Here is an 11,556-nt window from a genome sequence, read left to right on the forward strand (position 1 = left end):
GCGATGTCGCGGTGGCCAAGCGCATCAATAATAGACGACATAATTCTGAGTTATCAGTGGAGTAGGTCTGCAAGATCATCACCGGGGCGATGTCATATGCATTGCCCAAGCCATATTTGGCTACAACGATATCATGTCTCCTGGCATGCGCAAAACAAAAAAACGAGCGGACCGTGGAAGTCCGGATCGCAGAAGTTCCGGAAATCCTTACCACCCCCTACCCGTTCGTCCCCCGCGTCGCCGGCGCCGCCAGCGGGTCCTCGGGCCAGGGGTGCTTGGGGTAGCGGCCCTTCATCTCCTTGCGCACCTCGGCCCAGGCGCCGCGCCAGAAACCGGGCAGGTCGCGGGTGATCTGCAGCGGCCGGCGCGCCGGCGACAGCAGCCGCAGCACCACCGGCACGCGGCCGCCGGCCAGGGTGGGGTGCGACTCGAGCCCGAACAGCTCCTGCACGCGCACGTCCAGCGCCGGTCCCTCCGGGTCGTCGTAGTCCAGCGCCAGCCGCGATCCCGTCGGCACGGTCCAGTGGGTGGGGGCGCGGGCGTCCAACTCGCGGGCCTTGTCCCACGGCAGCAGGCTGGACAGCGCCGCCATCAGGTCCACGCGGTCCAGATGGGCGCGCCGCGTCATCCCCCCCACGAACGGCGCCAGCCACACCTCCAGCGACTCCAGCAGGGCGGCGTCCGACAGGTCAGGCCAGCCGGCGCCGCCGTCGTCCCCGGGGCCGTCCACATGGCGCAGGAACATGACCCGCGCCCGCCAGCGTCGCACGCCCGGCGTCCAGGGCAGCGCGTCCAGGCCGAGGCCGCGCACGCCCTCCAGCAGCGCCGCCGTGACGGCGTCCGGATCGGGATCGGGCAGCGGCGCGTCCTTGACCACCAACGCCCCCAGCATGACCCGGCGACGGGCCAGCACCGCCTGCTCGCGCGGCGCCCAGGCAATGACGTCGCGGGTCTCCAGGGGTGCGATCCGGCCGGCCGTCACGTCGTCCGAGTCGAGCGGGGCGGCCAGCCGCACCCGCCCCTCGGCCCCGGCGCGGTCGGCGATGTCCGCCACCGCCAGCCAGTCGGCCGAGGCCAGCGGATCGGCCGCGTCCAGCACGACGCCGCGCCCGCCGGACAGCACGAACCGCCCGCCGTCGCCCCGAGCGCGGCCGATGCGGTCGGGATAGGCCAGCGCCAGCAAGGCCCCCGCGTCGGTCTCGGCCGGCGGCCCGTCGTCGCCCTTGATCCCGGCCAGCCGGCGGACCTGGCGTCCTGCCTCCCTCACGCCGCGCACCGGGCCGGACCCGCCGGCGCGCAGCGCGTCGAGCCGGTGGCGCAGGTCCGCATCGCCGCGGCCGGCTGGGAGCACGTCGCGCTCCGACAACAGGGCGGCGATGTCGGCCGCCAGCCCGCCCAGGCCGCGCGCCCGCCCCTCGGCCACCATGTGCGCCAGCCGGGGGTGCAGCGGCAGCCGCGCCAGCGCCCGCCCGTGCGGGGTAGCGCTCCCGGCCGCGTCCAGCGCCCCCAGCGCGCGCAACACCTCCCGCCCCGCCGCCCAGGCGCCGGCCGGCGGCGGGTCCAGCCAGCGCAGCGCCGCCGGGTCGCTCACGCCCCAGACGGCCAACTCCAGTGCCAGCGGCGCCAGATCGGCCTCGCTGATCTCGGGCGGGGTGAAGGGCACCAGGGCGCCGTGCGCCGCTTTCGGCCACAGCCGGTGGCACACGCCCGGTCCCAGCCGGCCGGCGCGGCCGGCGCGCTGGTCGGCCGACGCCTGGGAGATGCGCGCGGTCTCCAGCCGGGTCAGGCCGCTGCCCGGGTCGAACCGGGGCACGCGGGCGAGCCCCGCGTCCACCACCACCCGCACGCCCGCGATGGTCAGGCTGGTTTCGGCGATGGTGGTGGCCAGCACCACCTTGCGCTGGCCGGCGGGATCGGGGCGTAGCGCGGCGTCCTGGCGCTCGGCGGGCAGGCTGCCGTGCAGGGGCAGGACGGCCACCCCCGGCGGATCGCCCAGGGCCGCCGCGACACGGCTGATCTCGCGCATCCCCGGCAGGAAGACGAGCACGTCGCCCGCGTCCTCCGCCGCCAGCACGGCTCGCACCCGGTCGCGCACCGCCGTCGTCAGGCCGTCCAGGCCCGGCGCCGGCGCCGGGTGGTGATGCACGGTCACCGGATGCAGCCGGCCGGCGCTTTCGATCACCGGCGCGTCGCCCATCAGGGCGGCGATCGGCGCGGCGTCGAGCGTCGCCGACATCACCAGCAGGCGCAGGTCCGGGCGCAGGGCTTCCTGCGCGTCCAGGGCCAGGGCCAGCGCCAGGTCGCCATTCAGTGAGCGTTCGTGGACCTCATCGAGAATGACAGCGCCGACGCCCTCCAGCGTCGGATCCTCCTGGATCTGGCGGGTGAGAATGCCTTCGGTCACCACCTCGATGCGGGTGCGCGGCCCGACGGTGCTGTCCAGCCGGACGCGGTAGCCGACCGTGCCGCCGAGGGCCTCGCCCAGGGACTCGGCCATGAAACGGGCGGCGGCGCGGGCGGCCACGCGGCGCGGCTCCAGCATGACGAGGCGCCGGCCGGCCAGCCACGGCGCGTCCAGCAGCGCCAGCGGCACCCGCGTCGTCTTGCCGGCGCCCGGCGGCGCCACGAGGACGGCGTTTGGTCCGTCGGCCAGGGCGGCCCGCAGGTCGGGTAGGGCGGCCTCAATGGGCAGGTCGCGATGCGTCATCGCCGGGTGCGCCGGTCACGGGCAAACGCTCGAGGCTCGGCGGCCCGGCGGTGGGAGGCCGGCGGCGACGCGGTCACGCCCAGTCGGGCGCGTCCTCCTCGACCGGAAAGCCCTCCAGCATTTCCCGCGCCCATGCGCATTCCTCGATGGCCGAGAATTCGCGCAGCGCCACCTGCAGTTCCAGAGTGTCGACGAAGCCGCTGTTGAGCAGGGTGCCGAACACCTGCGTCGGGGTCATGCCGCCCGGATCGACCCAGTCCTCGTCGGTGGTGCCGAGGTGGCCGGCCCAGTGCTTGCGCCAGGCGATGTAACGGTCCCATGTGTCGCGGTCTTCCTCCGTGCCGGGCGCGACCAGGGCCACCTCGACATCGCGCACCAGGAAATTGTCGGCGCGGTTCCACAGGATCTCCACGTGTTTGCTGGGATAGCGGCCGGACGCGCCCAGGTACGCCGGATCGAAAGCCGGATTTTCGTTTTGACGTCGCATCGATCCTCTCCTGCGCCCGGACGGCGGCCCGGGCGTGATTACCGAAACACCGCCCACCGTGCGTCGGGGCGACGGTGGGCCAAAGCGGCACAAGGATGGGGCGGCGCCGGCCCCTCGTCAACGTCCCGGCGCGCCGCTTTGCGTCGGCCGGCCGGCGGTGTAGGCTGCGCGGCCATGAGCCCGATCGAGAACGCGCCACCACCCTCGCCCGAAACGCCGCCGCCCTCGGCGCCGCCGCTGCCGCCCGAGGCCGTCGAGGCGCTGTACGCCCGCCTGGCCGCCGCGTTGCCGGAGCCGCGCAGCGAGTTGGACTACATCAATCCATACACTCTGCTGGTGGCCGTGGTGCTGTCGGCCCAGGCCACCGACAAGGGGGTGAACAAGGCCACCGCCGCCCTGTTCCCGGTGGCCGACACGCCCGACAAGATGCTCGCCCTGGGCGAGGACGGGCTGAAGGCGCACATCCGCACCATCGGCCTGTTCAACTCCAAGGCCAAGAACGTCATCGCCTTGTCAAAGGCCCTGGTCGAGCAGCACGGCGGGCAGGTGCCGGCCGACCGCGACGCGCTGGAGGCGCTGCCCGGGGTGGGGCGCAAGACCGCCAACGTGGTGCTGAACGTCGCCTTCGGGATGCCGACCATCGCGGTCGACACGCACATCTTCCGCGTCGCCAACCGCACCGGGCTGGCGCCGGGCCGGACCGTGGGCGCGGTCGAGGACGCGTTGGAGGGGGTCACGCCCGACGCTTACCGCCGCCACGCCCACCACTGGCTGATCCTGCACGGCCGCTATGTGTGCAAGGCGCGCAAGCCGGGCTGTGCGGGGTGCGGGATCGCCGACCTGTGCGGCTGGCCCGACAAGCCGGTGGCGGCCGGCGCGCCGTGACGGTGGGCCGTGTGGGACGGTCAATTCCCGGCGCCGTCGGCCCTACTGCTCCGTCCGGATCTTGCCCTCGCGGTCGATCTCGAAGCCCGGCCGGACGCCCTCGGCGCCCAGCGACCCGGGCGGCGGACCCCACGGCATTCGCGGCAGCGCCATCACCTTCACGGGGCCGGCCCACAGGGCCTGAGCGCGCACCACCAGGGGCACCTCCAGACGCGGGATCCCGTCCGGCCCGGGACGCGCCATGCCGCCCAGCAGGACCTTGGCCATCGTCGCGTCGCGCCCGCGCAAGACGCGTTGGTCGTGCAACGAGTCGATCGCCGCCGTGAACCCCTCGATGCGCGCGTTCAGGGCGCCTTCCGGCTGCAACGCCACGTCCAGGCCGAGCCATCCCGCCGCCTGCAGCCGCAACGGCGGCCACACGACCGACAGCTGGTCGAGACGCACCCGACCGTCCTGCTTGCGCCACGCGGCCAGGGCTTGGTCCAGCGAGCGGTCGTGGGGGATCGGCCCCAGGGCCACGGCCTCGACGCGCACCTCCTCGATCACCGATCCCAACGGAACGCCGGCGTCCGGGGCGAGCGAAAGGTTGCGCAGTGTTAGCGACACCTCTTCCGTCACATCACGCGGTCCCGGGTCCCAGAGCGGCGAATGCGCATAGTCGAACGCCAGGCGCTCCAGCGTCGAGACGCCGCCGGCGCTGGCGGACTCGACCCGCAGGTTCGAGACGTCGGCGGTCAGCTCTTGCACGACGCCACTGCCCCGAACAGCCACGTCGATGGCCGCTTCGTCGGCGCGCGCGAACAGGGTTCGCGAAACCGGGCCGCCTGGAAGGGTGATCCGGTGCGGCGCGCTGTCCAGTTCGATGCGGGTGACGCGCGGCTGCATCGGCGAGACCGACAGGACGACTTGATCGGTGCGCCACGTCCAGCCGCCGCGCGCCGGGTCGGCCACGGCCGAGACCTCGCTCAGGATGGCCTTGATGCGCAGGGGAAACCCCTCCAGCTTCGCCGGGCCGTGCGTGATGGTCAGGCCCTGGGCGCTTTGGGCGGCGATGGTGGCGGCGATCGCCTGCCGGAACGTCATGCCGACGAACGCCCAGTAGCCGATGTACCCCAGGGCCAGCAGGGCGGCCAGCACCAGCCACCCCACGGCCGATGGCATCCGCAGGCGCGCCCGCCTCTTGCGGGGGCGGCTCGCGCCTGCCTTCTTCTTCTGCGGGCGGGCGGATGGCGCGGCGTCGTCCTGTGACGTCTCGGATGTGTTCGCGGCGGGTTTGCGAGACGGAGCACGGGCCATGGCGGAACCTCGGAACCAAGGGACACAGGGCGGATCGTGAACAATCTGAATCACCTCGTGTTTCAGATTGTTCACGTGAATCTGCCCTAAACCAAACAGTTAGGGCGGATCGTGACACCCCGGGACCATGCCACGCGACAGGTTAAACTATAGACAAAGCCACCCCCGCCGCGCCACCGTCCGCCTGCACGGTCACGGGACCGACATGAATCGGCCGCCGCCAACGGGGAGCAAGGAGGGGACTCCATGGACGAAGACGGGCCAGCGCCGACACCGCCAGACCCGGACCGCCGGACGGGTCCGCCGTCGTGGGGCCATGAGCCGGAGCCCGGCGAGCGCTGGGTGTTCGGGTACGGCTCGCTGATGTGGCATCCCGGTTTCCCGCACCGCGATCGCCGGCCGGCACTGGTGCGCGGCTATCACCGCGACATGTGCATTCTTTCGCTGCGCTATCGCGGCACGCCGGACCAGCCGGGCCTGGTGCTGGGCCTGCGCGGGCGCGGATCGTGCCGGGGCATCGCCTATTGCGTGGCGCCGGAGGACTGGCCCGACGTGCGGGCCTATCTGCACGAGCGCGAGATGATCACCTATGCCTACATTCCCCGCCGGGTCCCGGTCACGCTGGACGACGGCCGGCGCCTGTTGTGCCACACCTTCGTCGCCGATCCCGCCCACCGCCAGTATGCCGGACACTTGCCGCAGACCGAACGCATCCGCCTGATCCGCCAGGGCATCGGCCCGCGCGGCACGTCCCGGGACTACCTCGCCAACGCGGTCGCGCACCTTGACGACCTGGGGATTCGCGACGGCCACCTGCACGACCTGCTGGATCGGGTCGACGGGGCTCCCCCTAAATCATAAGCCCCGCCCGGACCCGGCGCCGCGCCACGGCGCGCGACCAGGCGATCAGCGCGGCGGCGCTCAGGTTCATCATCAGCGCGTACAGGATCGCCGGCACCACCATCTCCGGCAGTCCCAGCAGCGTGGTGGCGATGAAGATGGCCAGCGCCACGTTCTGCAACCCGCCCTCCATGGCGATGGCCACGGTGTCGGCCAGATCCAGCCGCAACAGGCGCGCGCTGATCAGACCCAGCGCCATGGTGCCGACGTTCAGCGCCAGCACGTACGGTCCGATATCCAGGAAATGGGCCACCATCGTCTCGCGCTGGCCGACGAAAGCGCCGATCACGATGACCGCGAAAATGCCCGTGGCCAAGCCACGGCAGGACGGGCGCACCGCCTCGCTGGTCTGCGGGAAGAGATGGTTGAGCAGCATCCCCAGGGCAATCGGTACGCCGGTCACGCCGAACACGCCGCCCAGGATCTGACCGAGCGGGAGCGCCACGGCCTCCGCCTCGCCCAGCAGCAGCCCCTGGCTCAGGCCCAGGATGAGCGGCACGCTGATGATCCCGACCAGACTGGAAATGGCGGTCATGGACACCGACAGAGCCGCGCTGCCGCCACCCAGCACCGTCAGCAGGTTCGAGGTGATGCCGCCCGGGCAGGCGGCCAGCGCCATGATGCCCAGCGCGAACACGGCCGTATAGGTCGGCTCGTTAGCGTACAGCAGCACCAAGCCGGCGCCGACCAGCGGCAGCAGAACGAGCTGGTTGATCAGTCCGGCACCCAGCGCCAGAGGCTGCCGGATGACGCGCGTGAAGTCGTTCACGCGCAGCCCCAGGCCGATCGAGAACATGATGAATCCCAGCCCCAGCGGCAGCAGGATCTCAATCATCGCGGACGTCCCTCCCTCTCGATCGGCGGCCCGCCCGCCTTAGAAGGCCAGCAGCCCGATCGAACTCGTCAGCACGATGGCCACCTGCACCCGTCCGGTCCGGGCCAGGGCCGCGTTGTAGTCGGCCGAGGACTCGGCGTCCCGCAAGCCGCGCCACACCCTCCAGACCAGGGGGAGGCAAACCAGGCCGAGCAGGGCGCCGGTGAAGGCGGGGGCCAGCAGCGCCAGCCCGCCCAGCCCCAACAGGGCCGCCCCGAGCAACAGGCCGTGCAGGTCCACGGCGCGCGCCCGGCCGATCAGGATGGCCAGGGTGCGCCGCCCGGCGCGGGCATCGCTCACCCGGTCGCGCGTGTTGTTGACCACCAGGACCGCCGCCGCTGGCAGCCCCACGATCAGCCCCATCACGACCGCGGGCCAGCCGACGGTGCCCGTGTGCAGATACACCACCCCGCCGACGGCGATAAGGCCGAAGAACAGGATCACCAGCAGCTCGCCCCACGGCCCGCGCGAGATCGGCCACGGTCCGGCCGAATAGGCATACCCGGCCAGGACCGACACCAGCCCGATGGCGGCGATCGGCCAGCCGCCCAGCACCACCAGCCACGCACCGCACAGGACCGAGACGGCAAACGCCAAGTGCGCCGCCCGCATGACCTGCCCGGCGGTCATCCAGCCGCGCTCGGTCACCCGCACCGGCCCCAGCCGGCTGTCGTCGTCGGTGTGGTTGAGGGTATCGGCGGCATCGTTGTGCAGATTGGTGCCGATCTGGATGGCCAGCGCCGACAACGCCGCCGCCAGGAACACATCAAGCCGGGCAACGCCGCTCGCCACCCAGGCCAGCACCGTCCCGGCCACCACCGGCGACAGGGACAGCGGCAGGGTGTGCGGCCGGATGGCGTGCCAGACCACCACCGGCCAGGACGGACGAGCGGCGGCTGGGGCGTCGCCAATCTCGGGCGGGGGCCGGTCGCTCACGACGCCTCCACCGACCGCGTGCCACCGTGGATGGCGGCGATGCCGAAAAAGAGGTTGCGATAGGACACGTCGACAAATCCCGCGCGCTGCATCCAGGCGACCAGGGTCGTCTGGTCGGGGAAGGCGCGAATCGAGTCCACGAGATAGCGATAGGCCTCCGGCTGGCCGGACACCGCCGCGCCCAGGCGCGGAATCCCGTGCGTCTGCCAAAGCCCGTAAGCCGGCGCGATCAGCGGCGCCGGGCGCGAGAATTCCAGGCACAGCATCCGGCCGCCGGGCGCCAGCACGCGCGCCATCTCGGCCAGCGCCCGCTCCCGGTCGAGGACGTTGCGCAGCCCGAAGCCGATGGTCACCAGATCAAAGGTCCCGTCCGCGAACGGCAGGGACTCGGCATCGCCTCCGACCCATCGCATACGCGGCCCGGCGCGGCGGTCCCGGCCCTTGGCCATCATCCCTTCCGAGGGGTCGCAGACGACCACGGCCCACCCACCGGCGGCCAACTGGGCGGCGATGTCCCCAGTGCCGCCGGCCAGGTCGAGCGCCAAGCCGCGCCCGCGCGGACGCCCGGCCATGCGCCGCAGGCGGCGCTTCCACAGGCGGTGGACGCCGCCGCTCATCAGGTCGTTGAGCAGGTCATAGCGGGGCGCGACCACGTCGAACATGGCGCGGATGCGGCGGGGCTCCTGAGGATGGTCCTCGGCCGCGCGTCGGGACGGCGCCTGGTGAGCGTCCGCCGCCGGCGCGCCGTCGACGGGAGGGGGCCCGGATGCGGTCAAGTGCTCTCCCTTTCCGGAATGAGGGCCATGTCCTCGGGGGCGCCCTGACGCCGCAGTTTGGCCACCCGCCGCCCGACGGCGGTCATGCCGGCGCGCAGCAGGCCGGGGAACACCCGGTTGAAGACGGCGCCCGCCAAACGGTCCGCCAGGGCGTATTCAGCCACCAGATGAAGGCGGGTGCGGCCGCCGTCGCGATCCTCGAACCGCCACGTCTGGCGCAGTTCGCGAAACGGCGGGTCGTGGGAGACGATGTCGATCCGCTCCGGCGGCGCGAACGTGGCCCGACTCAGGAAGGTGGTCGTGATCCCGCCGGCGCCGACGGTCTGACGCACCCGCAGCGCATCGCCATCCCATCCTTCGGTCCGCACGTGCTTGAAGCCCGGCATGAACTCCGGATAGCGCGCGATGTCGGCGATGGCCCGGTACACTGCCGGGCGGGGAAAGGGCAGATCGCGCTGGAGGGTCAGGGTGGGCATGGATCGAACGGGCCGTCCTGGGCGACAGGGTCGAATGGCCCCCTGGTTAGTCTGCCGCCGGGCGCGGGTCAAGGCGCGGTGCGGGCGCCCGGTGATCCTCCGGGTGCCGGTGGGATCACGGGCAGGGGTGGGCGCGGCTGTCGGGGATGCACACCGTCGCCCCCTGCAACACGCTGACCGCGAGGCGCTGGTCCTCTGGCGAGATACCGGGACCGGCCGCCGGGTCGAACGGTGCCACGCGCCAAGCGCGTTGCATGACGTAGACCCCCTCCAGCCCGCGCACGGCCTTGAAGAACGCCGTTTCCCCATGGCCGGTGCGCCGGTTGCGGCTGCACCCCAGAGTCCAGAAGGCGGTTTCGAATCCGTTGGTGTCGCCGTACTGCGGGGCGCCGCCCAGCTTCTGCTCGCAATCGGCCTCGTAGGAGGCGACGGCCCGGGCGTGCAGCGCCGCCAGCGTCGGCGGCGCGGTCGTCTTCAGCACCTGGACGGTGATCATGTCGCGCCAGTCGCCCGGCTGCTGGCCCTCGGGCATCATGTGCAGCACGCGCAGGGCCTCGCCCTCATCCGTGTGCACCACGCCCCAGCCCGCCGGCGCCTGGAAGCGAAGCATCTCGGCGCCGCCATAGGGCAGCGCGCTGTCCGGCGACTGGGCCAACGCCGGGGTGGGCGCGCCCGCCGCCGCCGCGAGCGCCAGCGCCACGACACGAAGCAGTTGGCGCATGGGTTCCCCCCCCGCTTGTCCGCGCGCCGGAACCGGCCGCTATCCGCCGGACCCGGCCGGCTGGGTGGCCAGGAAGATGATCTCGCCCACCAGATCCTCCAGGGACTGGTAGTCCTGCGTGCGGGCCAGGGAGTCCCCGGCGGCCAGCATCTCGTCCGACGATCCCGGGACCAGCTTGACGTAGCTGCCGCCCAGCAGCCCGTCGCTGGTGATGACGGCGCGCGTGTCGCTGGGGAGTTGCACACTTTCGAGCACGGTCATATCGACCACCGCCTCGAATGTCTCCTGATCCAGGCGCTGGCCCGTCACCGATCCCACCTGGATGCCCGCCAGCCGCACCTCGCCGCCGACCGACAGCCCGCCGACCTTGGTGAAGCTGGCGTGGATCGGATATCCCTTGACCTGGCGCAGGTCAGCCGTGGTGTAGGCGAACACCAGGAACACGGCGGCGACCAGCAGAACCAACGCCCCCATGATGGTTTCGAGGGGATTGCGGGTCATGGTCGGTGCGTCCTTTGCGTCTTGCCCCGTGGCCCCAGCGTGTTGCCCGAGCCGCCGCCCCGTTCCGGCCTCAATACCCGACCGGCTCGGACGGGTCCAGGCCGCGTTCCTGCTTGGCGCGGGCCACGATCTTGGCCAGCAGGTCCTCGATGATCACCGAATCCTGCGTGTAGTCAAAGCTGTCGCCGGGCGCCAGCGTGTCCAGCGCGCCGCCGGGTTCCAGTTCGACGAACTTGCCGCCCATCAGGCCGTCGGTGTTGATCATGGCGGCGGAGTCGATCGGCAGTTCGACGGTATCCGCGATCCGGAAGGTCACCACGGCGCGGTAGTAGGGGTCCAGGTCCATGCCGACCACCTCGCCCACCGGCATCCCGGCCAGGCGCACCGGGGTGCCCGGGGCGATCCCGTCGGCCTGGCCGAACCGGGCCGTCAGTTCATAGGAGCCGTCGGCGCCGAGCGGTCCGCCGGCGCGGTCGCCGATCCCCGACGAGCTGTAGGCGAACACCAGGGCCGCCGCCGCCAGGACGGCCATGCCGACCATCATCTCGCGTCTGGCCTCGGTGGTCACGAATGCCTCTCCCGTCCTTTTCCGTTCAGCCGCCGGGCGTCCACGCCTCGTAGTCGCCGGTGGCCGGGCGCCGCTGACCGCCGCGTCGCTCGTCGCCCGAGGGCACGTAGGCCTCCGGCGTGCCCGACAGGTTGGGCACATGCTCTTTGACCCAGGGCCGGGCCACGGTCTCCAGCGGCGCCTCGACGGTGTGGTGCAGCCAGGCGTGCCATTCGGCTGGCACCTTCGACGGCTCCGGGCTGCCCTTGTAGACCACCCAGCGTTTCGGGCGCCGGTACTTCGGCCGGCCGCGTTCCTGGAAATAGACGTTACCGAACTGGTCCGCGCCGACGCGGCGTCCTTTCAAAGAAAAGCCAAGGGGCATGGTGGGTCCGTCCGCTGTGCAAGCCAAGTCGTCACGCCGCAGACCGTAGCCCGGATGGCGCGAGG

General features: G+C 72.1%; 13 protein-coding genes. 2 read left to right on the forward strand and 11 right to left on the reverse strand.

All coding sequences use genetic code 11. The annotated features are described in order from the left end of the window. Nucleotides 1-217 precede the first annotated feature (217 nt). Both hrpB and Q0309_RS07370 read right to left on the reverse strand, forming a co-directional pair. Nucleotides 218-2,707, reverse strand: coding sequence for an ATP-dependent helicase HrpB (gene hrpB / locus Q0309_RS07365; protein ID WP_299439049.1), 2,490 nt, complete (start codon nt 2,705-2,707; stop codon nt 218-220). Between the two features lie 73 nt (nt 2,708-2,780). After that, nucleotides 2,781-3,194: a hypothetical protein gene (locus Q0309_RS07370; protein ID WP_299439051.1), complete on the reverse strand. Its 414-nt coding sequence runs from the start codon at nt 3,192-3,194 to the stop codon at nt 2,781-2,783. A 237-nt stretch (nt 3,195-3,431) separates the two neighbouring features. On the opposite strand from Q0309_RS07370, the gene nth reads away from it, so the two are divergent. Next, nucleotides 3,432-4,079 (forward strand): endonuclease III, encoded by a 648-nt coding sequence (gene nth / locus Q0309_RS07375; protein ID WP_299439237.1) that lies wholly within the window; start codon nt 3,432-3,434, stop codon nt 4,077-4,079. 42 nt (nt 4,080-4,121) lie between these two features. Here nth and Q0309_RS07380 read toward each other — a convergent pair whose 3' ends face one another. Further along, on the reverse strand, nt 4,122-5,240 hold the full coding sequence (locus tag Q0309_RS07380) for a DUF2125 domain-containing protein (RefSeq protein ID WP_299439053.1): 1,119 nt from the start codon (nt 5,238-5,240) through the stop codon (nt 4,122-4,124). A gap of 381 nt (nt 5,241-5,621) precedes the next feature. On the opposite strand from Q0309_RS07380, the gene Q0309_RS07385 reads away from it, so the two are divergent. Further along, nucleotides 5,622-6,236 (forward strand): gamma-glutamylcyclotransferase, encoded by a 615-nt coding sequence (locus tag Q0309_RS07385; RefSeq protein WP_299439055.1) that lies wholly within the window; start codon nt 5,622-5,624, stop codon nt 6,234-6,236. Here Q0309_RS07385 and Q0309_RS07390 read toward each other — a convergent pair. The 8 genes from Q0309_RS07390 to Q0309_RS07425 all read right to left on the reverse strand — a co-directional run bounded on the left by Q0309_RS07390 (nt 6,226) and on the right by Q0309_RS07425 (nt 11,491). Then, on the reverse strand, nt 6,226-7,110 hold the full coding sequence (locus tag Q0309_RS07390; RefSeq protein ID WP_299439057.1) for a bile acid:sodium symporter family protein: 885 nt from the start codon (nt 7,108-7,110) through the stop codon (nt 6,226-6,228). The two genes, Q0309_RS07385 and Q0309_RS07390, sit on opposite strands and share 11 nt — an antisense overlap. 39 nt (nt 7,111-7,149) lie before the next feature. Then, a complete protein-coding gene (gene menA / locus Q0309_RS07395) occupies nt 7,150-8,085 on the reverse strand; it encodes a 1,4-dihydroxy-2-naphthoate octaprenyltransferase (RefSeq protein WP_299439059.1) in 936 nt (311 codons plus the stop codon). Further along, entirely contained in the window at nt 8,082-8,861 is a 780-nt protein-coding gene (locus Q0309_RS07400; protein ID WP_299439061.1) for a class I SAM-dependent methyltransferase, read from the reverse strand. Before Q0309_RS07400 ends, menA begins: the two co-directional genes overlap by 4 nt. After that, nucleotides 8,858-9,337, reverse strand: coding sequence for a type II toxin-antitoxin system RatA family toxin (locus Q0309_RS07405; RefSeq protein WP_299439063.1), 480 nt, complete (start codon nt 9,335-9,337; stop codon nt 8,858-8,860). The genes Q0309_RS07400 and Q0309_RS07405 overlap by 4 nt, the downstream gene beginning before the upstream one ends. Before the next feature lie 115 nt (nt 9,338-9,452). Continuing rightward, nucleotides 9,453-10,058, reverse strand: coding sequence for a hypothetical protein (locus Q0309_RS07410; RefSeq protein ID WP_299439065.1), 606 nt, complete (start codon nt 10,056-10,058; stop codon nt 9,453-9,455). Between the two features lie 39 nt (nt 10,059-10,097). Continuing rightward, a complete protein-coding gene (gene mlaD, locus Q0309_RS07415; protein WP_299439067.1) occupies nt 10,098-10,559 on the reverse strand; it encodes an outer membrane lipid asymmetry maintenance protein MlaD in 462 nt (153 codons plus the stop codon). A gap of 70 nt (nt 10,560-10,629) precedes the next feature. Then, a complete protein-coding gene (locus tag Q0309_RS07420) occupies nt 10,630-11,127 on the reverse strand; it encodes an MlaD family protein (RefSeq protein WP_299439069.1) in 498 nt (165 codons plus the stop codon). Between the two features lie 25 nt (nt 11,128-11,152). Continuing rightward, nucleotides 11,153-11,491, reverse strand: coding sequence for an NADH:ubiquinone oxidoreductase subunit NDUFA12 (locus Q0309_RS07425; RefSeq protein ID WP_299439071.1), 339 nt, complete (start codon nt 11,489-11,491; stop codon nt 11,153-11,155). Between the last annotated feature and the right edge of the window lie 65 nt (nt 11,492-11,556).

It is taken from the genome of uncultured Rhodospira sp. (assembly GCF_937138205.1).
In the GTDB taxonomy this organism is placed as follows: domain Bacteria; phylum Pseudomonadota; class Alphaproteobacteria; order Rhodospirillales; family Rhodospirillaceae; genus Rhodospira.

What these genes read in the sequence shown, in the direction of transcription:
- Q0309_RS07380 (WP_299439053.1), bottom strand. Translation starts at nt 5,240, where the DNA reads ATGCCATCGGCCGTGGGGTGGCTGGTGCTGGCCGCCCTGCTGGCCCTG.
- hrpB (WP_299439049.1), bottom strand. Translation starts at nt 2,707, where the DNA reads ATGACGCATCGCGACCTGCCCATTGAGGCCGCCCTACCCGACCTGCGG.
- Q0309_RS07385 (WP_299439055.1), top strand. Translation starts at nt 5,622, where the DNA reads ATGGACGAAGACGGGCCAGCGCCGACACCGCCAGACCCGGACCGCCGG.
- Q0309_RS07425 (WP_299439071.1), bottom strand. Translation starts at nt 11,491, where the DNA reads ATGCCCCTTGGCTTTTCTTTGAAAGGACGCCGCGTCGGCGCGGACCAG.
- Q0309_RS07390 (WP_299439057.1), bottom strand. Translation starts at nt 7,110, where the DNA reads ATGATTGAGATCCTGCTGCCGCTGGGGCTGGGATTCATCATGTTCTCG.
- Q0309_RS07370 (WP_299439051.1), bottom strand. Translation starts at nt 3,194, where the DNA reads ATGCGACGTCAAAACGAAAATCCGGCTTTCGATCCGGCGTACCTGGGC.
- Q0309_RS07405 (WP_299439063.1), bottom strand. Translation starts at nt 9,337, where the DNA reads ATGCCCACCCTGACCCTCCAGCGCGATCTGCCCTTTCCCCGCCCGGCA.
- mlaD (WP_299439067.1), bottom strand. Translation starts at nt 10,559, where the DNA reads ATGACCCGCAATCCCCTCGAAACCATCATGGGGGCGTTGGTTCTGCTG.
- Q0309_RS07410 (WP_299439065.1), bottom strand. Translation starts at nt 10,058, where the DNA reads ATGCGCCAACTGCTTCGTGTCGTGGCGCTGGCGCTCGCGGCGGCGGCG.